A 22,561-nucleotide genomic window follows, 5' to 3' on the forward strand; every position below is an offset into this window, starting at 1 on the left:
TCTCCACCCGTCTCACATCCAGAAAGGCAAGTCCTCACCATGCGTAAATTCTTCGGCACGTCGGTGGTCGCCGTGAGCGCCGCCGCGATGCTGGCCCTCGCGGGCTGCGGCTCCGGCCGTGACGGCGACTCCGGCAGCTCCGGTGGCGGCGACGCCAAGGGCTTCGCGGCGAACTCGCTGATCGGCGTGGCCCTCCCGGCCAAGACCTCCGAGAACTGGGTCCTCGCCGGTGACCTGTTCACCAACGGGCTCAAGGAGGCCGGTTTCCAGGCTGACGTGCAGTACGCCGGCGCGTCGACCACTGTCGCCGACCAGCAGGCCCAGATCACCGCCATGACCACCAAGGGCGCCAAGGTCATCGTCATCGGCGCGACCGACGCCGCGCAGCTGTCGACCCAGGTCGCCGCGGCGCACGCCGCCGGCGCCAAGGTGATCGCGTACGACCGCCTCATCACCAACACGCCGGACCTCGACTACTACGTCGCGTTCGACAACTTCAAGGTCGGCCAGCTCCAGGGCCAGGCCCTGCTGGACGGCATGAAGGCCAAGAAGCCGAACGGCCCGTACAACATCGAGCTGTTCTCCGGCTCGCCGGACGACAACAACGCCGGTGTCTTCTTCAACGGCGCGATGGACGTGCTCAAGCCGGAGATCGACAAGGGCAACGTCGTCGTCGCCTCGGGCCAGAAGGACGTCAAGCAGACCGCCATCCAGGGCTGGAAGGCCGAGGGTGCGCAGGCCCGCATGGACCAGCTGCTCACCTCGACCTACGGCAACAAGGAGCTGGACGGCGTCCTCTCCCCGAACGACACCCTGGCCCGCGCGATCCTGACCTCGGTCAAGGGCGCCGGCAAGCCGATCCCGGTGGTCACCGGTCAGGACTCCGAGGTGGAGTCGGTCAAGTCGATCGTCAAGGGCGAGCAGTACATGACGATCAACAAGGACACCCGCAACCTGGTGAAGGAGACCATCAACATGGTCAAGGCTCTCCAGGCCGGTAACACCCCGCAGGTGAACGACACCAAGTCCTACAACAACGGCAGCAAGGTCGTCGACACGTTCCTGCTCCCGCCGGTGGCCGTCACCAAGGCCAACGTGGTCGAGGCGTACGCCAACGACCCGAAGCTCGCGCCGCTCACCAAGTAATCACCGCACGGTAGGTAGCACCAACGATGGGTCCCGGGTCTCCTCTTCCGGGACCCATCGTCGTCTCCGCACCCCCGCGCCAACCGGCATCGACCCGGAAGGAGGTCTGACCGTGGCGACACCCGTCCGGTCCAGGCCAGCCGGCGTCGGCCGTGCCACCGAAGCCCCACTGCCGTCGCTGCCCGGCGCGAGCCAGGAGGAGATCCGACGGCAGAACCTCGGCGCCGTGCTGCGCTACGCGCACCTGCACGGGCCGACGTCCCGGGCCGAGCTGACCAGCCGCCTCGGTCTCAACCGGAGCACCATCGGCGCCCTCGCCGCCGACCTGGTCGCCAGCGGCCTGGTCACCGAGGAGACGCCGACCACCGCCCGCCGCGCCGGCAGACCGTCGCTGGTGGTCAGCCCCCGCTCCGACCGGGTGTACGCGCACGCGCTGAGCATCGACGCGGACCGGCTGCGAGCCGCCCGGGTCGGCCTCGGCGGGCAGATCCTGGATCGGCGGGAGATCCCGCGTCCCAGTGGCATGTCCGCCATCGACGCCGTCGGGCCCCTCGCCGGCCTGGTCCGGGACATGGAGCGCTTCGTCGCCAGCGACGCGCTGCTGGTCGGCGGGGCCGCCGCTGTCACCGACACCACCCGTGACCCGGACGGGCGGATCCGGATCGCCAGCCTCGACGAGGCGCTCGGCCCCGCGCTGGAGGCGGAGTTCAGCGCCGGCCCCGGCTTCGTGGTCGGTGACCTGGCCGACATCGCCGGTCTCGCCGAGCATGTCCGCGGCGTGGCGGTGGGCGTCGACGACGCCATCTACCTGCACGGCGACCTGGGTATCAGCGCCGGCATCATCGTCGGCGGCCGACTGATGGTCGGTCACCGCGGACACAGCGGCAAGGTCGGCCACATGGTGGTCAAGCCGAACGGCCTGCCCTGCGGCTGCGGTTCGCGGGGCTGCTGGGAGACCGAGATATCCGAGGCGGCGCTGCTGCGGCACGCGGGTCGGGACCCGAGCGACCGTGCGGCGGTGGCCGAGGTGCTGCGTGCGGCGGCCGACGGCGACCGGACCGCCCGGGAGGCAGTCGAACAGGTCGCCGACTGGCTCGGCTTCGGCGTGGCGAACCTGGTCAACGTGGTCAACCCGGATGCCGTGGTCTTCGGTGGCTCACTGCGGGACATCTTCACCGCCGGGGCGGACACCGTCCGCCGCCGGCTGGACTCCATGCCGCTGCCGGGCTCCCGGGAGCACCTGCGGTTGCGCGCCGCCGCGCTCGGCCGCGACGCCGTCCTGATCGGCGCCGCCGAGCTGGCCTTCGACAAGCTGCTGGCCGACCCGCTCAACGTCGGCGTCGCCGGTCCGGCCGACTGACAGGCGTGTGTCGGCCTGCGATGCGCCGACCGGGCGTCACCTCCGCAGCGGCGGATGCGGTAGCAGGCGGTATACCTCACAGGCATGTTTATGACTCACAGGTATACCGCCTCTCGGCGTCCCATCCCGCGGGCGAGTGCCCGGTCGGGCCCCCGGTGGCGCGGGCCACCGGGGGCGGGCCACGTCAGCCGGCCGGTCGGAGCACCCGGCCCGGTCCGGCGGCGTTGTCGGCGGCGGCCTGGCTGCGCTGGGTTCCGGTGACGCAGACGTCGTCACCGATGAACGCCTCGCGCCAGACGTAGCCGGAGACGCAGGTGTGCGGGCCGTACGGGCCGCTGACCCAGCGGCTCGCGGCGACGGCGTTGTCCGCCAGCACCTGGGAGCGCGTCGTGCCGGTGACGCAGACGTAGTCTGACTGGTCGGCGTCGCGCCAGACGTACCCGCTGACGCAGGTGTTGGGGCCGGACACCAGTCGGGCCGGGTTGCGCCGGGACGCGGCGGCGGCGTTGTCGGCGGCGGCCTGGGTGCGCTGCGCCCCGGTGACGCAGACGTCGTCACCGGCGTACGCCTCGCGCCAGACGTAGCCGGACACGCAGGTGTGCGGGCCGTACGCGCCGTTCACCCAGCGGCTCGGCGCGGCGGCGTTGTCCGCCCACACCTGGCTGCGGGTGGCGCCGGTGACACAGACCAGGTCGCCGGCGCGGGCCTCCCGCCAGACGTACCCCTGAAGGCAGCGGGTGACCACGTCGGTGGTCACCGTGACCGAGGCGTTGTTGCCGGAGATCCAGTTGACGCTGATCTGCACGCCGTTGGCGTTCAACGACTGCGCCGGACCGCCGCCGGGGCCGGTTCGCAGCAGGGTCGGAGTGCCGTTGCGGACCTCGTGCAGCAGCACCGTGTCGGCGGGGATGCCGGCGCTCCAGCCGGTCTTGCGACGGAATTCGACAGTGTAGTAGTGGAACAGGTCGGCCGGGTCGAACGGGATCCGGACCAGTTGCGGGCCGCTCGCTGCGGGGACCTCCAGCGGGGCCAGCGTAAGGCTGCGCGAGCCGACCCCGTCGGCGGCCATGGTGAACACGCGGTTCTTCGGCAGCCAACCCAACTCGTCGCGGTGCGGCCCGTTCAGCCCGACGGCGCTGGTGCCGTAGTTGGCGGTGCCGAAGGCGTAGATGTGCATGGCGCTCATCTCGTCCCACGGGTCGTCGTACTCGCCGGGCTGCGACCACGGTGCGTTCTGGTAGGTGGTGTCGTTGGAGAACGAGTGGCCCAGGTTGTAGCCGTGCAGCATCTCGTGGGCGGCGAAGCCGACGTTCCAGGCGCCCGGGTCGAGCAGCACCCGACCGCCTGCGGCGCCGCTGTCCACCCAGTCGTTGAGCATGACCGCGATCCGGTTGCCGGCGGGCACCGAGTAGCCGGCGGCCGACGCGGTGTCCACGCAGCGCTGGATGCGGGCCCACCTGTCGATCGTCTGGAACTGCGCGAGGGTGTACGACATCGTGTACCAGCCCCGCACCACCGAGCCGGCCAACGACACCCGCCCACCGGACTGGTCGGCGAGGTAGTCCGCCACCCCGCCGGTGCCGACCCCGGCCGAGGTGAGGAAGTTGGCGAAGTGCGACGGCGGCTGCGGCTCCGCCGGCTTGTCGCTGAACTTGCACAGCAGCACCGACCAGGGGGTCGCGTTGCGGATCGGGCTGGCCGCCGCCGGGGCGGCCGGCAACGCCACAGCGCCCGCCACGGCGCAGGCCAGGGCCACCGCCGACGCGGTGACCCGATGGAGAATTCTCGACTTCACGCGTGCGCTCCCATCCCGCGGCCCGTCGGACGCGGGCCCCGCGGTCCACATCGGAGCACCCCGGGTGACCGGGTGGTCGCTTGCAGTCGTGTTGACGACGGGCTGGAATCCGACTGCGCCGGTGGACGGGTGATCGCCGAGGCCCCCGCGCCCCGACGAGCACCCGCCCCCGTGAACGGGATTCGCGCTGCTGGCTAGGCGATCCGGCGGACCCGGCGCACCGCCAGGTAGAGCAGGAGCAGGGCGAGAGCGACGAAGATGCCCGTCTCGATGCTCTGGAACAGCCAGAACCGGTCCGCCGGCTGGTAGAGCTGCCAGTTGTACGCACCCGGTTCGAGACCCAGCTCGGCCCCGCAGGCGCGACCGTCCGGCCCCTTTCCTCCGGGCGGGCACTGGATCCGGGTGTCCTCCGCGATCATGGTCCCGTCCGGGTTACGGACCCCCTGGGTGAGAATCCAGTCGCCCCGCCCGATGTCCTCGATCCCCTTGCCCTCGATCGGGAAGGTCAGCGTGCGCGCCGGCTGGTAGTGCGGCCGGAGCAGGAGCTCCACCGCCGCCCGTACGCCGATGAACCCGGCGAGGGTGATGCCCATGGCGGGCAGCATCCGCTTCCAGATGGTGCCGGCGAAGATGCCCAGCGCCACGGCGAAGAGGGTGTAGCCGATCGGGACGATGCCCTGGAGGTCGAAGACGATCAGACCGAGCCGGCCTTCCCGGGCGGCGTCGGTCAGCGGTGCGACCCACCACGAGATGCCCAGCCCGTAGACCGCCGCCAGGGCCACGACGGCCGCGCCGACCAGACCGAACTTCACCAGTGCCCAACGGACCCGGCCGACGCCCTGGGTCCAGACGAACCGGTGGGTGCCCTGCTCCACCTCGCGGGCGACGAGCGGCGCGCCCCAGAACAGGCCGACCAGCACCGGCAGTGTGATCAGCAGGACGGCCACCAGGTTCAGGCTGCCGTACTGGCTGCTGAAGCGCTGGAAGCCCGCCTCGCAGTCGCTCCGGACCTCCTGCGTCACGTTGGTGTCGCTGAGCTGGCGCACACAGGTGGCCAGATCCAGGTCGGCGAAGGTGCTCCGCATCGCCACGCCGATCGGCACCAGCACCGCGGCCAGCACCGCGAGCGCCAGCACCGTGTAGAACGCCTGCTTGCGGTGTTGCCGCCAGGTCAGCCAGATCATGCCGCCACCCCCCACTCGCTGTGCCGGGCCTGCGTGTCGCGTTCGGCGAGGTAGGCCAGGACGATGTCCTCCAGGCTGACGTCGCGGATCGTCCAGGCCGGGTCGGTGACCGGGCCGTCGGTACGGACCAGCAGCGTGGACTGCCGGTCGGTGTGGCTGGCCCGGACCACGGCGGCGACGCCCCCGATGACGCCGCCGTCGTGCCGGGGACCGACGAGTTGGTGATGCGCGGCCACCAGGTCGTCGACAGCGCCGGTGAGCTGCACCTGGGCGGAGTTGAGCACGATCAGGTAGTCGCAGACCCGTTCCAGGTCGGCCAGCAGGTGCGAGGAGAGCAGCACCGTCGTTCCCGAGTCGGCCACGCTGCCCATCAGCGACTGGAGGAACTCCCGCCGGGCGAGCGGGTCGAGGCTGGCGACCGGCTCGTCGAGCAGCAGCAACCGGGGTTGCTTGGCCAGCGCCAGGGCGAGCGCCACCTGGGCGCGTTGCCCGCCGGAGAGCTTGCCCACCGGCCGGTCCGGTGGGATGCCGAGCTGTGCCAGCCGGGTACGCGCCAGCGTCCCGTCCCACCGCCGGTTCAGCCTGGCGCCGCCGCCGACCAGTTCGGCCGCCGTGAAATCCCGGTACAGCGGGGTGTCCTGGGCGACGAAGCCGATGTCGGCCAGGCCCTCCGTGTCGCCGTACGGCGATCGGCCGAACACCCGCACCGTGCCCGCGTCGGGCTTGAGCAGCCCCACCGCCAGGTGCAGCAGCGTGCTCTTGCCCGCGCCGTTGGGGCCGACCAGCGCGGCGATCCGGCCGGCCGGCACGTGCAGCGAGCAGTCCCGTAGGGCCCACGTGCTGCCGTACCGTTTGCCCAACCGGTCTGCCTCCAAGACCATGTCCATCCGTTGTCCTCTCAGTGTGGTCACGCGGGTTCGTTCTGCGGGGTGTCGGCGGCCAGGGTGGCCCGCAGGGTCGTCTCCACCAGGGCGATGACGTCCTCGGCCGTGAGGCCCGCCGCCTGCGCCCGGTGCAGCCAGGCGACCAGGTCGTCGCGCAGCTCGGCCTGGTTGGGCAGGGACGCGCCGGCCAGGGTGCGCTGGACGAAGGTGCCCACCCCGGGTCGGCCGCCGACCAGACCCTCGATCTCCAACTCCCGGTACGCCTTGAGCACCGTGTTGGGGTTGATCGCCAGGGACTGCGCGACGTCGCGAACCTTCGGCAACTGGTCGCCCGGCGCCAGCAGGCCGACCCGCAGGGCCTGCTTCACCTGCTGCACGAGCTGCACGTAGGTGTTCACCTTCGACCGGCTGTCCAGTACGAACTCGATCACTCGTGATGATCCTTCCTGTTGTCCTACGACAGTAGGACTAATAGACAGCTTCACGGCTCGGTGGACCGGTGTCAAGCGGGTGACCGGCTTCGGCCGGCCGGGCGACCAGTCTCCGGCCGGCTCCGCCTGTCGGCGCTGTGGCACCCGGGGGTCAGGGGTTGGCACCGGCGGGTCACCCCCTCGGGAAGGCGTCGGTAGCAATCCACGCAGACGGGAGGTGTTCCATGGTCACCAACGAAGTGACGACGTCGAGGGCGACGCCGCTACAGGTCGCCCGCGCCCGGGGTCGCGTACGCGGCCGGCTGATCCTGCTCGGCCCGGCCTTCGTCGCCGCCGTCGCCTACGTCGACCCGGGCAACTTCGCCACCAACTCCGCCGCTGGCGCCCGCTACGGCTATCTGCTGGTCTGGGTCGTGGTGGTGGCCAACCTGATGGCGATGCTGGTGCAGACACTCACCGCGAAGCTGGGACTGGCCACCGGTCGCAGCCTGCCGGAGCTGTGCCGGGAGCGACTGCCCCGGCCGGTGAACCGGGTGATGTGGGTGCAGGCCGAACTGGTCGCCATGGCCACCGACCTGGCCGAGGTGATCGGCGGCGCGGTCGCCCTGTACCTGTTGTTCGGCATCCCCCTGCTGCCCGGCGGGATCATCATCGGCGCCACCGCGTTCGCCGTGCTCGCCCTGCGCTCCCGCGGATTCCGCGCCTTCGAGATCGCCATCGCCGTGGGGCTCGGCGTCATCGTGCTGGCCTTCGCGGCGAACCTGCTCGCCGCCGGCTCCGACCCCGGCTCCGCGGTGGCCGGCCTGGTGCCCCGGCTCCAGGGCACCGACAGCGTGCTGCTCGCCGCCGGAATCCTCGGCGCCACCGTCATGCCGCACGTCATCTACGTGCACTCCGCGCTGACCCGCGACCGCATTCCCGCCACCACCGACACCGAACGCCGTACGCTCTTTCGCGGTCAGCGGGCCGACGTGCTGCTCGCGCTGAGCGCCGCCGGGGCGGTGAACCTCGCCATGCTGCTGATCGCGGCGGCCAGCTTCCGGGGCGGCGGACCGGGCGGCGCGGACAGCCTGGAGGGCGTGCACGCCGGGCTCGGCCAGACCATCGGCACCGCGGCCGCCTTCGGCTTCGCCGTCGCGCTGCTGGTGTCCGGACTCGCCTCCACCAGCGTCGGCACTTACGCCGGCGAGGTGATCATGCAGGGCTTCCTGCGGCGGCGGATACCGCTGCTGCTGCGCCGGCTGGTCACAGTGCTTCCCGCGCTGGCGGTGCTCGCCATCGGCCTCGACCCGACGCGGGCGCTGGTGCTGTCCCAGGTCATCCTCAGCTTCGGCATCCCGTTCGCGCTGATCCCGGTGGTCGCCTTCACCCGCCGGCGGGACCTGATGGGCAACCTGGTCAACCACCCGCTCACCACCGCCGCCGCGTCGGCGGTGGCCGTGCTGGTGGTCGCGCTCAACGCCTTCCTGCTCTGGCAGGTCGCCACCGGCTGAGCCAGCTCAGCCGGCCGGACCAGCTCAGCCGGCCGGACCAGCTCAGCCGGCCGGACCAGCTCAGCCGGCCGGGCCAGCTCGCGCCGCCGGCTCACCCGGCGGCGCGGGCGCGACGGTCGTCAGGTGCGGCGGCCCTCGTCCCGGGTGGGGATCTCCTGACGCTGTTCGAGGGCGTCGGCCGGGTTGGCGTCGGCCGGCAGCGACGTCACGTCCTCGAGCGTGCCCGCCGGGAAGGCGCCCTGCTCGGCCAGGTCGGCCTCGGCGGCTTCCGGGTCGACGTCACCCGACACCCGGTCCGGTGGCCCGACGTCGAACGCGTCCTGCCGCTGCTCAAGGGCATCCGCCTCCGGGGGCGGGATCGTGCCACCCTGCTCATCCCGGTTCGTGCTCATCGGAGCCTCCCACTCGGCGGGTGTCGACAGGTCGCCGGGCCGCTGCCTACCCGCCATCGCGGCACTCAGGCCGCCATGCCGGTCCTGATCTGCGCAGTTTCCGGGAGAGTGCTGCCTTCCCGGCGGGGCAAGCAGCACTTTCCCGGTAGTTGCGCGGATCTGGGGAGGGCCTGCGGTCAGGCGGCCGGGTGCGCGCCGGCCCGGCAGGACGCCGCGGTCGCCCCCCGCACCGTCAGCGGAGCCCCGAGATCCACCGGAGCCGGGCCACCCGAGCAGCTCAGCGCGCCCGCCTCGCCGCCCGCGACGGTGGGTGCCGACGTGCTGCCGGTCAGCGCCAGCGCCCCGGACACCCGTGCCCCCACCAGCGTGACGCCGCCGGTGGTGCCGGTCAGCGCCACCGCCCCGCGTACCTCGGTGCGCAGGAGCTGCACGTCGGACGCGCCCGACGAGGTCAGGCTGCCGGCGATCGAGGACCCCTCGGCGACCAGAGCCGCGCCGGGCGCGACGGTGACCGGGCCCTGCACGCTGGCCGCCCGTAGGCAGGTGACGCCGGTGGTGACAGTCAGTGGGCCGGTGTGCCGACCGGTGACCACAGAGGTGCAGGTCGGTGGTGGCGGGAGCACGGTGGCCACGAACGCGCGGGACGCCCCGATGTTGCCCACCGCGTCGATGCCCCGGTATTCGATGGTGTGCCGGCCGTACCCGGGGGAGCGCTCCGCGAACGGGGACACCGACAGGCCACCCGAGCCGAGGTTGCCGTAGACCAGGCCGTCCACGTCCGTGCCGGTGGCGGTGAACAGGAACGGCGACCGGGCGTCGGTGGGCCAGCCGTAGTAGTTGTGCCAGCCGTCGCCGTCGAGGCGGAACTCCGAGGTGACCCGACCGGCGGTGTCGTCGGTGCCGGTCAACCCCATGGTGAACGGGCCGTTGAAGACGTACTCGACGGGACGGCCCGGTCGGGTGACGGTGAGCAGCGGCTCGGAGAGGGAGTAGTCGACGTCGGGTCCGGTGGCGTCGACGGTCCAGGTGCGGGTCACGACCTCCCGGGTCGCCCGGTCCTCGACCCGGGCGGTCAACCGGTGGGCGCCCCGGGACAGCCGCAGGGCGGCGAGGTCCACGTCCCGGTCGCTGCCGGTGTCGGCCACCGGGCGGCCGTCGAGTGACCAGCGCACCCGTGGCGCCCGGTCGGTGGGCTGGCTGGTCCGCACGTACACCACGTCCTGCGCGCCGACCGGCCGGTCGGTCGCGGTGGACCCGGTGATCGCGAGCGGCGTCGCCTCCGGCGGCGTCCGCACCCCGGTGTCCACCGTCCACGTGCGGGTCTGGGTCAGCGCCGCCGAGCCGCGGACCGCCGGGTCGCGGACGAAGTCGGTCGGGTCGGTGACGGTGGCGGTGACGGTGTGCCGGCCGGGAGTCAGCCGCAGGGTCCGCAGGTCCAGGTGCCGGGCGTTGCCGGTACGCGGCACCGTCCGGCCGTCCACCGCCCAGGTCACCGTCAGCGCGTGGCTCACCGGGTGCAGGGTGTCCACCCAGAGCAGCCGGTCCGCTCCGACCGCCTGGTCAGTGGCCGTGCCGCCGGCCAGGATGGCGACCCGGCCGGCGATGCGCTCGGTCATCCGCTCCCGGCCGACCTGGTCGAAGTAGAAGCCGAGGGACTTCATCATCGAGTGCCGGCTCGGCCGCCACACCCCGCGTCGCAGGTAGAGACCACCCTCGTAGCGGCCGATCGTGCCGCCCGCCTCGCTGGGCTCGCCCAGCCAGCGCCACCACTTGGCCCGCGTGTCGCGCATCTGCCGCTCGGTCAGCACCGTGTGGTGCGCCGAGTCCGGTTCCGGCCCCTCGTAGGTGTCGCCGGGAATCCCACGGCCGTAGTAGTCGTACTCGTCCTGCAGGCCGCCCAGCGAGTGGCCCAGCTCGTGCGGGCTGATCAGCGCGGAGAGCGCGTTGCCGCCGGAGGCGGTGGCGTTGCTGCCGCCCGCCCCGCCGTAGGTGCCGCTGTTGGCCAGGGCGATCAGCTGCCGGTTACCCGGGTTGGTGCCGACGGCCAGGTCGGCGTACGCGTTCGCGGCCACACCGTCGACGGTGAGCAGCCGTTGCACGCTGGCCGGGTTGCACCCGCCCCAGAAGCCCATGCCCAGCGCGGTGTCCCGGCGCGGCGCGGACAGGTCGGGGTCGCAGTCCACGCCGGACTCCGGGGAGACGATCTCGACGGCGTAGACGTTGAAGTAGCTGCGGTAGGACTTGAACGGCTCGATCGTCCAGAGGGTGTTCAGGTGCCGGTCCACGTGCGAGCGGAAGGTCGGCAGGTCGGCCTCGGTGTAGCCGTCGCCGAGCAGGACCAGGTTGAAGCGCTGCGTGGGGTCGCCGGTCACCTGGATCGGCACCACTGTGGCCGGGGCCGCGCTGCTCGCCGGTGCCGCGCCGGCCGGTGCGCCGACCGTGAGCCCGGCCGCGAGGAGAGCCACGACGCACCATCCCGCTCGTAACCGCACAGCGCCCCCTTCGACGTGCCGAGGGTCGGGCGTGCCGCACGCCGGGCGGGTGGCGCCGGCGGGCGGGCTCGCCGTGACCGCGATCACCCGACCGTACCGGGCGGCGCGGAAATCTATAACCCTCCGGGGTCCGCAGTGGAGGGCGCGGCGGCCCGGCGGGCGGCGGCGGCCAACGCCGTCGCCAGCAGCGCGCACACCGCGCCGACCAGGAACAGCAGCGAGGCGGCCGGTTGGCCCAGCCACTCCCAGTACGGGTGCCAGACCGGGTGCGGCTCGCCGCGGTGGTGAGTCAGCAGGGACGGGGCAGCCAGCAGCACCGGCAGCCACCACAGCACCACCGCCACACCGAGCAGGCCGTGCACCAGGCCGCGTCGGCGGCGGCCCTCGGTGCGGCGACTGACCCAGCCGAAGGCCACCCAACCGGCCAACGCTCCCACGAGCGTGCCGAGTACCCCGGCGGGAAGCACCGCCGGCGGTGGCGCACGGTTGAGATCGACCGACAGGTACGAGGCGTCGGGCGCGGTCTGCGAGGAGATCCAGGCGTTCAGCACGGTGTCGCCGCGTCGGGCGAGCAGCGTGGTGTTCGTGACCGGCAGCGGGGTGGCGCACGTCTTGTCCGCGCAGCTCATACCGTCGGTCACCTGCGGGTCGTACACCCGCCAGCCGGTGGCGGTCAGGCGCTCCCGGGCCGTCGAGACGATCTGCTCGGCGGGCACCGGCGGCGCGCCCAGGGCGGCGGCGGTGGTGGCGCTCTCCTGGTATTCGCCGCCGTCGCCGAAGAGCAGGGTCTTGACGGTGCCCAGGCGCAGCGCGTGCCCGTACACGACGAAGAGCGCGGGCGGGGTGTCGATGTCGCCGAGATCGTGGCCCGGGAAGACCTCGGTCAGGATGGCCGCGGCCTCGGCCCGGTCGGGCTGTGGCGGAGACGTCTCCCAGGCGGCCCGGCTGGCCAGCGCGCCGGTGCAGAGGCCACCGATGACCGCGGCGAGCGCCACCCACCCGACGGCGGCGCCACGGACCGGCCGGAGGAGTCGGCCGAGCGGCGGGTGTCCGGGCCGGTCGGCCCGCGCGGTGTCCGGCACGGCATGGCCCACCCTTCGACGGCGTGATCAGGTTGGGCGACAGTACATCGACGGGAGCCCGGCCGGGTCCCCCGATGACCACCGCCGGAGGCCGGGATCGGCCAGGATGGGCGGGTGGCCGGGCCATGGCCGCGACGAGGAGGGTGGGCGATGCGGGTACGCGGACGGTTGACCGGAGCGCGGCGGGCGGGAGCGGCGTTGGCCGTCCTGCTCGCCGGAGGGCTGCCCCCGGCCGTGGCGCTGGCGCCCGGTGCCGCCACGGCGGGCGCGGCGGCCTCCGGGACCCCGGTCTGCCAGGTGCGCGACAACCGGCTCCGGGAGATCTCCGGGATGGTCGCCACCGACGAGGGGTACGTGGTGATCAACGACGGCGCCGACGACGAGGCGCGTCGCCGGATCTTCTTCCTGGACCAGGGCTGCGCGGTGGTCCGGACCGTCTCCTTCCCGTCCCGCCCGCGCGACACCGAGGACCTGGCCATCGCCCCGGACGGCACGATCTGGGTCGCCGACATCGGCGACAACGACCGCACCCGAACCACGGTCGCCGTGTGGCGGCTCGCGCCCGGGGCGGAGCAACCGGTGCTGCACCGGATGACGTACCCGGACCGTCCGCACGACGCGGAGGCTCTGCTGCTCGACGCGTCCGGCCGGCCGCTGATCATCACCAAGGGCGGCAGCGGAACGGTCTTCCTGTACGCGCCGACCAGCGCGTTGCGGCCGGGCGCGACGACGCCGCTCGCCGCGCTCGGCCAGGTGACCCTGCCGACCACCGGCACCAGCAACCCGTTCTCGTTCCTGGGACGGGGTGTGGTCACCGGCGCGGCGAGCGCACGGGACGGACGCCGGGTGGCGCTGCGCAGCTACGCCGACGCGTTCGAGTACGACGTGCCCGACGGCGACGTGGTGCGCGCGCTGACCAGCGGCACCCCGCGGACCACCCCGCTGCCGGACGAGCCGCAGGGCGAATCGATCACCTACAGCCGCGACGGCCGGTCGTTGCTCACCGTCTCCGAAACCGCCGACCAGCCGCCCGGCACCCGCCCGACGATCCTGCGGTACCCGGCCTCGGCTGCCACCTCCGCGCCCCCGACGGAGTCGACCGACCCGACGGCGTCCGCCGCCGTCCGTCCGGCGGCGAACCAGGCCGACGACGCCGGGAAGCCGATCTGGCCGCTGGCGGCCGGCGCCGGAGTCCTTGTGGCGCTGCTGGCGCTCGCCGGTGTGCTGCGGCGGAGGCGCACCGCACGTCGGTGAGCCACCGATCCGGTGCGGCAGGATGGGGGGATGTCCGTGCTGTCCGCACTGCGCCACCCGATCGTCGCCGCCCCGATGGCCGGCGGCCCGTCCACGCCGGCGCTCGTCGCCGCGGTCTCCGGGGCCGGCGGGCTGGGCTTCCTGGCCGCCGGGATGATCGACACCGGGCGGCTGGCCGAGGACATCGCCGCGGTACGCGCCCGTACCGACCGGCCGTTCGGCGTCAACGTCTTCCTGCCCGACCCCGGCGACGTCGACGACGCCGCGATCCGGGCGTACGCCGAGCGGCTCGCCCCGCAGGCCGCCGAGCGTGGGGTGCGCCTGGGTGACCCGGTGGGCGGCGACGACGCGTACCCGCAGAAGCTGGCCGCGTTGCTCGCGGACCCGGTGCCGGTGGTGTCCTTCGTGTTCGGGCTGCCCGACCGGGCGGCGGTGGCCGCCCTGCGCGAGCGGGGCACCGAGGTGTGGGCCACGGTGACCCGCCCGGACGCCGCCCCGGCCGCGGTCGAGCGGGGCGTGGACGCGGTGGTGGTGCAGGGCACCGAGGCCGGCGGCCATCGGGCCGGCCGGCCGGACGACGACGACTACGCGCTGCTGCCGCTGCTCCGGCTGGTCGCCGCCCGCTGCGACCGGCCGCTGGTGGCCGCCGGTGGCCTCGTCGACGGCCCGGCCGTGGCCGCCGCGCTGACCGCCGGGGCCGCCGCCGCGCAACTCGGCACCGCCTTCCTGCGCTGCCCGGAGGCGGGCAGCTCCGCGCTGCACCGGGCGGCGGTGGCCAGCGCCGCTCCCACCGCGCTGACCCGGTCGTTCACCGGCAGGCGGGCCCGTGGCGTGGCGAACGACTTCATCAGGCAGCACGACGCGGTGGCGCCGCGCGGATACCCCCAGGTGCTGCACCTGACCCGTCCGCTGCTCGCCGCCGCCCGTCGCGACGGGGACGCGTCGGTCGCCAACCTGTGGGCCGGGCAGGCGCACCCGCTGGCCCGGGAACTGCCGGCGGCGGAGGTGGTCGCGCAGGTGAGCCTCGGGGCGCGGGCCGCGCTGGCCGCCGTGGCCGAGCGGTCGAGGCGATGGGGCTGACCAGGACGCGGGCGACCGGCTCGGGCGCACCCGTTAGAGTCTCGCCGTGATCGAGATCGGTGCGCAGGTCGACCTGTCCCACCCTTCCGACCGGGTCTGGCGCGCACTGACCGATCGGAAGTTGCTCAGCCGGTGGTTCGCCGAGGCCGAGACGGTCGAGGGAGTACCCGACCGGCTGCTGCTGCGCACGGCCGAGCTGCCCGGCTTCGAGGCCGACGTCGAGGTCGAGGTGACCGAGCGGCTGGAGCTGGAACTCCTCGTGCTGGCCTGCGACGAGGCCGGCCGGCTCAGCGAGCTGACCTGCGCGCTGACGCCCACGACGCAGGGCTGCCGGCTGGAGGTCCGGGAGGTCGGCACGCACGGCGGGTGGTCCACCGAGCAGCACGAGCCCCGCGAGCAGCAGCTCCGGCAGGCGCTGACGGTACGGCTGCCGGCGATCCTCGACTGGCACGCCTTCGGGCAGGTGGACCTGCGGCGGGAGGATTCCGGACTGACCGCCGAACTGCCGCTGGTCGGCGCGGGCGGTGGGTCGGGAGGCGCCCGCCGGCGACGTCGTGTCCTGGTCGCCGCCGTGGGTGGAGCCGTGCTGCTGGCGGGTTCGGCGGCCTGGATCACGGTGCCGGCACTGTCGAACACCGCCGCCACCGTGCCGGCGCCGACCGGCACCCCGTCGCCGAGCGTGCCGCCGAGCGCCGCTCCCGTCGCGTCGTCCGTGTCGCCGACGGCGCGACCGCCCCGGCCCACCAGCACCGCGTCGGCGAGCGCCCGGCCGAGCCGTACCCCGTCGGCGAAGCCCTCGCGTACGCCGTCGGCCGCCCCGCCACCAGCGCCGCCGGCCCCCATGGCCGCCCGGTACGAGACCGACTCCAGCCGCCTGTTCGGTTACACCGGGGAGATCGTCGTGGACAACCCGCGCGCCGTGCCGGTCACGGACTGGGCGGTGGTGATCACCCTCGCCGAGGGCACCACTGTCGACGACGTCGACGGCGCCACCTGGCGGCAGGACGGGCGGACGATCACCTTCACCGGGGGCGCGGTGGCGGCGGGAGCGTCCCAGACGATCAGCTTCGACGTCCGGGACAGCCGGCCGAAGGCCCGGGAACCGGAGAGCTGCACGATCGGCGGGAACCCCTGCGCGGGCCTCTGACTAGGCTGCCGCCATGGCACTGCTGCATCGGGCGACCCTGCGCCCCACGAAGCTCGACCTGCTGACCGACTGGTTGCCCGGCCGGTCCTGGTTCGCCGGGTCCGCCGGCGTCGAGGTGGTGAGCCGGGGCGGTTACCGCTTCGACGACCCGGCCGGCGAGGTCGGCATCGAGACGATGCTCGTCGGTGGCGCCGACGGGCCGGTCCACCAGGTTCCGCTCACCTACCGCGCCGCGCCGCTCGACGGCGCGGACGCCGGGCTGGTCGGCACCACCGAGCATTCGGTGCTCGGCCGCCGCTGGGTGTACGACGGATGCGCCGACCCGGTGTACGCCACCGCCCTCGCCCACGCCATCCTCACCGGCAGCGGGCAGGCGGAGGAGTACTTCGAGGTCGACGGGCGGCGGGAGGTGCGCGAGTCGGCGGTGACTGTCGTCGTCGACGGCGTCCCCGACGCCCCGGCCCCGGAGGTCGGCGCGGTCCGGCGGGTGGTCGACGGGGAGCACACCGTCATCGACACCGACGGCGTCGAGCTGGTCGTCGTCCGGCGGCCGGCCGTCGAGGCCGACCGGCTCGCCGGGGTCGTGCTGAGCGGCGGGTGGAAGGGGCAGCCGACGACGGTCCCGCTGGCGTACGCCCGGCCGCGCTGAGCTGCCGCGAGCGGTGGGCGGCCCGTCGGTCCGGGCCGCCCACCGCGTCTCACCACCGCGCCGGGGGCGGGGGCGGCGACACGGGCGGCCGGTCGTCGCAGGTGATGGTGTTGGGCAGCAGCCACGGGGCGAGCCAGCCGCCGTCGTTGCCGCCGAGGTCGGTGAGGGTGAACTCCGAACCGGCCGGGGTGAAGTGGAACGATCCGCAGTTGTTGACGCCGACCGCGCCCACGTTGCGGGCGTCCACGTTGGCGAACGAGGCGGACCCGGCGGCGCGGGCGCTGACCACCGACGTGCCGGTGCCGTCCACCCGGACGTCGCGGAACCGCACGTCCGAGATGGAGTAGAGGTCCTTCACCGGCCAGTCGCTGACCAGCATGATGGCGTTGTACGTGTTGTCCAGGTAGGCGTCGCCGGTCACCTCGATGCCCGCGTCGATGCTGCGGTCCAACGCGAAGACCCAGATCGCGCCCAGCCCGATGTTCCAGTTCAGCTCGTAGGTGCCGGCGCGGGCGGTGGTGTTGTCGGTGAACCGCAGGTGCCCGGTGAACGGTTCCGCGCCGAAGCGGGAGCCGGCGTGCAGGGCGCTGCCCTCGCGGACCGGATCGGCGACGAGGTTGTGCGACACGGTGGTGTCCGTGCCGCCGTAGATGGCGATGCCGTTGGCCAGCGTCGGTGACTGCACGGTGTTGTGGTCGAACGTGTTGCGCGCGTTGGCCGACGCCTCCGACCACATCGCCAGGCCGTCGTCGCCGGTGTTGCGGACGAAGGTGTGCGCGACGAGCGAGTCGGTCACGCCGGTGTGGAAGTTGAGCGCGTCGGCGATCTGGTCGACGATGATGGTGTTGGTGACCCGGACGTTGCGCATGGGCCCGTCGAACCACAGACCCGCCTTGGTGTGGCGCAGGTGCAGCCCGTCGATGGTGGAGTCGCTCATCGCCCCGCCGATGGCGTTGACCTGGTCGGTGTCGATGCGCTCCCGGACGTCGCCCTCGATGGCGAAGCCGGAGAGGTGCACGTTGCGGCTGCCGCCGTCGGCGGCGTCCCGACCGTAGAACCCGACGCCGGTGTGCACCGAGCCGTCCGGTGCGGGGGTCGGCAGGGCGACCTCGCGCCCCTTGATGACGGTGTGCCAGTTGCCGGCGCCCTCGATCGTCACGTCGTCGACGATGATGTGCCTGTTGACCTGGTAGGTGCCCGGCGGGATGTAGACGGTGAGGTGGGCGCGCCGGGCGAAGGCGATGGCCCGGTCGAGCGCATCGGCGGAGTCCCGGCGACCGGTCGGGTCCGCCCCGAAGGCGAGGACGTTCGCCGCGCGCAGCCGTACCCGCGGCGGTGCGACGAGCTCCGAGTCGAGCAGGTCGATGACGGTCCAGGCGGCGGCGCTGCCGGGCGGCGCGGTGAGCCGGACCCGGTCGCCGGCCCGGTAGGTGCGGCTGAGCAGGAGCCGCTGCTCGTCGTAGAAGTGGCTGGGCCGGAACGGCGTGCTGATGCTCGGGTACGGCGTGGTGGCCGCCGGCACGCACTGGCACTCGGTGATCCACCAGTCCGGGTGCAGCAGCCCGGCCTCGGGGTCGTTGCTGAACGGGTACTGGTTGTAGAGCCACGAGTACTGCGAGGTGAGCGTCATGGTGCGGACGTGCGTGCCGTTGACGGCGACCCGCAGCGGCGCGGTGATCCCACCACCGCGTGGCGCGTCCGGGATGCTGTACCGGACGGTGATCCCGTTCGCCGCGCTGGGCAGGACGAACTCCACGTACTCGCCGGGGGTGAGCCGGACCGCGCGGCGGCCGGACGCCTCGGCGGGCAGGGTGTAGGCGGACCGGTCGGGGCCGATGACCTCGCCGGTGGTGCGGGCGTTCTCGGCCTCCTGCTCGACGAAGTTGACGTCCGCGCCGCGACCGGCGACCAGCGCCGGGTCGAGGGCGGCCCGGGTGACCACCGGTGTGGCGGCGGTGGACGCCGGCGGACCGGCGACCGCCACGGCGGGGCTGACGACCAGCACGGTGAGGCCGGCCGCGAACGCGGTGGCGACGGGACGTCCCCGTGCCGGCATGAGGTTGCGAAACATCGGTGACCCTCCAGGGTGGGTGGTGGGGAGGTCCGCCCGGCGCCCCCGAAACGCCCGACATTGAGCGTCATGATGCAGCACCGGACACCGTGCTGCAATACGACGATCGAGAAGCGAAAATAAATGACATGATGACCGAAAGAATTGGACGATACGCGTGTTGAGGTGCTGCGCGTCGCCGCGCTCGACCAGCTCCGCGGCGGCGTAGGCTGACCGGCGTGGAGCACGAAGATCGGATCGCCCTGTTCCTCGACTACGAGAACCTCGCGCTGGGGGCGCGGGATCATCGCGGCGGCGCGGACTTCGACTTCCGGCCCATCGCCGACGCGCTCGCCGAGCGGGGGCGGGTGGTGGTGCGCCGGGCGTACGCCGACTGGTCCTACTTCGACGAGGACCGCCGGATGCTCACCCGCTCGCACGTCGAGCTGATCGAGATACCGCAGCGGATGGGCGCCTCCCGCAAGAACGCGGCGGACATCAAGATGGCGGTCGACGCCATCGAGCTGGCGTTCGAGCGCGACTACATCTCGACCTTCGTCATCTGTAGCGGCGACAGCGACTTCACGCCGCTGGTGCACAAGCTGCGTGAGCTGAACAAGCGGGTGATCGGGGTCGGCGTCGAGGGGTCCACGTCGGCGCTGCTCCCGCCGGCCTGCGACGAGTTCCTCTACTACGACCGGTTGGAGGGTGTGGACATCCCGCCGGCCCGCGCGCAGCGCCGTCCGGCGCGTCCGACCGGACCGGACCAGCGCCCGGCGGAGCCGGAGGCGGACCGCCTGCCCGAGCACGAGGAGCCCGGCCGGGACGTGGACAGCATCGCCGTCCAGGTCGCCCAGACCGTCGCCGGTCTGCAGGGCAGCGCCAACGGCGAGGTCACCGCCTCCCGGCTCAAGCGCACCCTGCTGCGGAAGGACCCGACGTTCAGTGAGTCCGACTACGGTTTCCGCACCTTCGGCGAACTGCTGCGCCACCTCGCCGAGCGCAGTGTGATCGAGCTGGCCGAGGGGCCGGCGAAGGGCGACCCCGAGGTCTCGTTGCCCGAGCACGGCGACCGGGAGATGGCGTTCGGTCTGCTCCGGGGCGTGGTGGCCGACCTGGGCAGCGGCGGCAACCCGGTGGCGTTGTCCGGTCTGAAGAACCAGGTGCGCCGGGCCCGCCCGGACTTCAGCGAGAAGAAGCTCGGTTACCGCAGCTTCCTCCAGTTCTGCAAGGCCGCCGCCACCGCCGGAGTGCTCGACCTGCGGTGGAGCCCGGAAGCCGACGACTACCTCCTCACCACCAGCGGCTAGCCCGCCGGCATCGAGCGCTGTCGAGCGGAAGTGTCGGAGCTGCCCATAGGGTGGACGACAGGGCTGTCCCGAGGGCGAGGTGACTGTCGGCATGTCGGGACGTGGCGAATGGACACTCGTCGGCCGCGACGACGAGCTGAAGACCATCGAGGCCGTGGTGGCCGCGCGACTACCCGGCCTGGTGCTGGTCGGCGACGCCGGGGTCGGCAAGACGCGGCTGCTGCGCGAGTCGCTGGCCCGCGCCGCCGAGGACGGTGTGGAGTGTCACTGGGTCTCGGCGACCGGCGCCGCGCGGTCCATCCCGTTCGGCGCCGTGTCCCACCTCATCCCCGTGCCGACCCGGTCGGACCCGGTGGGGCTGCTGGTCAGCGTCGAGCGCGAGTTCGCCCGCCGGGGCGGTGACCGACCGGTGGTCGTCGGTATCGACGACGCGCACCTGCTGGACGAGCCCTCGGCCGGGCTGCTGCACCAGCTCGCCGTGCACGGTCTGGCGGTCGCGGTGGCGACGGTCCGTGCCGGCGAACCGCTCTCGGACGCCCTGACCTCGCTGTGGGTCGGATCGGGGCGGCGGCTGGACGTCCGTCCGTTGCCGGTCGGCGCGGTGGACGACCTGCTCGACCAGGCCGCACCCGGGCCGCTCGACGCGATCAGCCGACGCCGGCTGACGCAGCTCGCCGACGGCAACCCGCTGCTGCTGCGGGAACTGCTCGCCGACGCGATGGACACCGGAGCGCTCCGCGAGACGCGCGGGGTCTGGCGCTGGAGTGGCACCGCCTCGGGTAGCCCGCGACTGGCCGAGCTGGTCAGCGCCCGGCTGCGCGCCCTGGAACCCGCCGCCCGCCAGGTGCTCGAGGTGGTGGCCTGCGGCGAGCCACTGCCCCTGGCCCTGCTGGAGCGCTGTAGCGACCCGGCCGCCATCGAGGCCGCCGAGCGCAGCGGCATGGCGGTCGCGGAGCGCTCCGGCGCCCGGACGGCGCTGCGGATGGCCCATCCACTGTACGGCGAGGCGCTGCGGGCCAGCATGCCGGCCAGCCGCTCCCGGACGGTCTTCGGGCAGCTCGCCGACGTGCTCGCCAGCATGCCGCTGCGCCGTCGCGACGACGCCCTGGTCGCCGGGGTGTGGCAGCTGCGCTCGGGCAGCGTCCGCCATCCGGGCATCGCGCTCGCCGCCGCCCGGCAGGCGATCGACCGCTTCGACATCGACCTCGCCGAGCGACTGGCCCGCACCGCGTACGACGCGGAGCAGGGCTGGGAGGCGCAGTGGCTGTTGGCGCGTGTGCTGCAGTACCAGGCGCGCAGCCAGGAGGCGTTCGACATGCTTCCGCCGCCCCCGCCGCCGGGCAGCAAGCGCCTCGCGATCTGGGCGATCACACGGGCCGGGCTGCTCTACTGGGGTCTGGACCGGATCGACGAGGCACACGGGACGCTGGGGATGGTGCCGGCGGGCGCGCCGGGCCACGACCTGACCGAGGCGACCCGGTCGTGGGTGCTGTTCTACGACGGCCGGTGCGAGGCGGCCCTGGCGGTCGGCCAGGCGGTGTTGGCGCGGCCCAACATCAGCGTCCGGGCCGCCAGTTGGGCGACGATGGGCGCCGCCTCGGCGGCCGGCATGCTCGGTCGGCTCGGCCTGGCAGCCGAACTTGCCGAGCGGGGTCGGGCCGTGCTCGCCGCCGTACCCGAGCGGTTGCCGTGGAACGAGGCGCAGGTCGGGCTGGGCCTCTGCTACGCCCGCTACGCGGCCGGCGAGCTGACCGGGGCGGCCGACCTCGCCGACCAGGGCTACCGCGACGCGGTGGCCAGCGACGCACGGGGCATGGTCTCCGTGTGGGCGGGCTTCCGGGGCATCATCAACAGGGCCCGGGGCCGGCTCGCCGCCGCCGAGGCCGACCTGCGGGAGGCCATCGCGCTCGTCGAGGAGAACGACCAGTACCACCTGGTACGGACGTACTGGGCGGGGCTGGCGGCCGTCCGCGCCCTCGCCGGGGACCCGGCCGGCGCCCGCCACTGGCTCGCCGCCGCGGACGCCCGGGAGCGCACCGCCAACCGGCTCTTCCACCCGTGGGTGGAGCTGGACCGAGCCTGGGTGCACGTGGCCGAGGGGGACCTCACCGCCGCGATGCGTACCGCCCGGCACGCCGCCGACCTGGCGCGGGCCAGTGAGCAGCCCACCATCGAGGCGGTGGCGCTCTACGAGTGCGCGCGGCTGGGCGCGCCGGAGTCGGTGCTGAGTCGGTTGACCGGTCTCGCCGAGTCGCTCGGCGGGCTGTCGTCGACGCTGACCCACGCCGCCGAGGGTCTGGCCCGCGACGACGCCGCGACACTGGAGACGGCAGTGGACGACCTGGTCGCCCGGGGGCACACGGTCCTCGCGGCCGAGGTGCTCGGTGCCGCCGCCCGCGCGTACGCCCGGCGCGGCCGACCCCGGACGGCGGTGGCACAGCGCGCCGCGACACTGGCCCGGGAGTGTCAATCCGTGCACACGCCCCTGCTCGCCGCCACCGCTCCCGGCGCCGAGCAGGCGACGCTGACCCGCCGGGAGCGGGACGTGGCGATGCTCGCGGTGACGCTGCCGAGCCGCAGCATCGCCGACCGGTTGGGGTTGTCGGTCAACACCGTCAACAACAACCTGGCGCGGGTCTTCACCAAGCTCGGTGTTCGCAACCGGCAGGAACTGGCCGTGGTGCTCGGCCACGACCAGCCGCGGGCGCGGCACGGGTCAGCCGGGGCCGGGTCACCCTCCACAGTAGGTAAGGACGACTGATCTACCGGGTCACGGGGCCGATGCCTACCGTTCGGTAACACCTACCGGTGC

17 protein-coding genes are annotated in these 22,561 nt (G+C 73.4%); 9 read left to right on the forward strand and 8 right to left on the reverse strand.

Translation table 11 applies throughout. The features are described 5' to 3' along the window. Positions 1–39 precede the first annotated feature (39 nt). A complete protein-coding gene (locus O7634_RS19410) occupies positions 40–1,146 on the forward strand; it encodes a sugar-binding protein (RefSeq protein ID WP_278151532.1) in 1,107 nt (368 codons plus the stop codon). 169 nt (positions 1,147–1,315) lie between these two features. Further along, complete coding sequence (locus O7634_RS19415) at positions 1,316–2,506, forward strand: ROK family transcriptional regulator (RefSeq protein WP_278154018.1); 1,191 nt, start codon at positions 1,316–1,318, stop codon at positions 2,504–2,506. Between the two features lie 184 nt (positions 2,507–2,690). Here the strand turns inward: O7634_RS19415 and O7634_RS19420 are convergent, their stop codons facing one another. From O7634_RS19420 to O7634_RS19435, 4 genes are all read right to left on the reverse strand, one after another. Then, positions 2,691–4,301: a hypothetical protein gene (locus O7634_RS19420; protein ID WP_278151533.1), complete on the reverse strand. Its 1,611-nt coding sequence runs from the start codon at positions 4,299–4,301 to the stop codon at positions 2,691–2,693. A gap of 194 nt (positions 4,302–4,495) precedes the next feature. Beyond that, positions 4,496–5,485: a transporter gene (locus tag O7634_RS19425; protein ID WP_278151534.1), complete on the reverse strand. Its 990-nt coding sequence runs from the start codon at positions 5,483–5,485 to the stop codon at positions 4,496–4,498. Further along, positions 5,482–6,372 (reverse strand): ABC transporter ATP-binding protein, encoded by an 891-nt coding sequence (locus O7634_RS19430; protein WP_278151535.1) that lies wholly within the window; start codon positions 6,370–6,372, stop codon positions 5,482–5,484. Before O7634_RS19430 ends, O7634_RS19425 begins: the two co-directional genes overlap by 4 nt. 20 nt (positions 6,373–6,392) lie before the next feature. Beyond that, positions 6,393–6,800 carry a GntR family transcriptional regulator gene (locus tag O7634_RS19435; protein ID WP_278151536.1) on the reverse strand — a complete coding sequence of 136 codons (408 nt, stop codon included), beginning with the start codon at positions 6,798–6,800 and terminating at the stop codon, positions 6,393–6,395. A 224-nt stretch (positions 6,801–7,024) separates the two neighbouring features. On the opposite strand from O7634_RS19435, the gene O7634_RS19440 reads away from it, so the two are divergent. Then, a complete protein-coding gene (locus O7634_RS19440) occupies positions 7,025–8,293 on the forward strand; it encodes an Nramp family divalent metal transporter (RefSeq protein WP_278151537.1) in 1,269 nt (422 codons plus the stop codon). Between the two features lie 119 nt (positions 8,294–8,412). Here O7634_RS19440 and O7634_RS19445 read toward each other — a convergent pair whose 3' ends face one another. The 3 genes from O7634_RS19445 to O7634_RS19455 form a co-directional block, all read right to left on the reverse strand. After that, on the reverse strand, positions 8,413–8,685 hold the full coding sequence (locus tag O7634_RS19445; protein WP_278151538.1) for a hypothetical protein: 273 nt from the start codon (positions 8,683–8,685) through the stop codon (positions 8,413–8,415). Between the two features lie 176 nt (positions 8,686–8,861). Next, on the reverse strand, positions 8,862–11,150 hold the full coding sequence (locus O7634_RS19450; RefSeq protein ID WP_278151539.1) for a M64 family metallopeptidase: 2,289 nt from the start codon (positions 11,148–11,150) through the stop codon (positions 8,862–8,864). Between the two features lie 140 nt (positions 11,151–11,290). Next, positions 11,291–12,259 carry a hypothetical protein gene (locus O7634_RS19455; protein WP_278151540.1) on the reverse strand — a complete coding sequence of 323 codons (969 nt, stop codon included), beginning with the start codon at positions 12,257–12,259 and terminating at the stop codon, positions 11,291–11,293. A gap of 150 nt (positions 12,260–12,409) precedes the next feature. Between O7634_RS19455 and O7634_RS19460 the strand changes: the two genes are divergently transcribed. From O7634_RS19460 to O7634_RS19475, 4 genes are read left to right on the forward strand one after another with little or no spacing between them, the layout of a single operon-like run. Further along, positions 12,410–13,513 (forward strand): hypothetical protein, encoded by a 1,104-nt coding sequence (locus O7634_RS19460; protein ID WP_278151541.1) that lies wholly within the window; start codon positions 12,410–12,412, stop codon positions 13,511–13,513. Between the two features lie 30 nt (positions 13,514–13,543). Beyond that, positions 13,544–14,593, forward strand: coding sequence for a nitronate monooxygenase (locus O7634_RS19465; protein ID WP_278151542.1), 1,050 nt, complete (start codon positions 13,544–13,546; stop codon positions 14,591–14,593). A gap of 46 nt (positions 14,594–14,639) precedes the next feature. Continuing rightward, entirely contained in the window at positions 14,640–15,740 is a 1,101-nt protein-coding gene (locus tag O7634_RS19470) for an SRPBCC domain-containing protein (protein ID WP_278151543.1), read from the forward strand. Positions 15,741–15,753: 13 nt separating this feature from the next. After that, positions 15,754–16,389 (forward strand): hypothetical protein, encoded by a 636-nt coding sequence (locus tag O7634_RS19475; protein ID WP_278151544.1) that lies wholly within the window; start codon positions 15,754–15,756, stop codon positions 16,387–16,389. 49 nt (positions 16,390–16,438) lie between these two features. Here the strand turns inward: O7634_RS19475 and O7634_RS19480 are convergent, their stop codons facing one another. After that, the gene (locus tag O7634_RS19480; protein WP_278151545.1) at positions 16,439–18,460 is read right to left on the reverse strand and encodes a glycosyl hydrolase family 28-related protein; all 2,022 of its coding nucleotides are present in this window, start codon (positions 18,458–18,460) and stop codon (positions 16,439–16,441) included. Positions 18,461–18,678: 218 nt separating this feature from the next. Here O7634_RS19480 and O7634_RS19485 point away from each other — a divergent pair, with 218 nt between their 5' ends. Then, entirely contained in the window at positions 18,679–19,749 is a 1,071-nt protein-coding gene (locus tag O7634_RS19485) for a PIN domain-containing protein (protein ID WP_278151546.1), read from the forward strand. Between the two features lie 91 nt (positions 19,750–19,840). Next, complete coding sequence (locus O7634_RS19490) at positions 19,841–22,510, forward strand: LuxR family transcriptional regulator (RefSeq protein ID WP_278151547.1); 2,670 nt, start codon at positions 19,841–19,843, stop codon at positions 22,508–22,510. Positions 22,511–22,561: the final 51 nt, after the last annotated feature.

It is taken from the genome of Micromonospora sp. WMMD1120 (genome assembly GCF_029626235.1).
In the GTDB taxonomy this organism is placed as follows: domain Bacteria; phylum Actinomycetota; class Actinomycetes; order Mycobacteriales; family Micromonosporaceae; genus Micromonospora.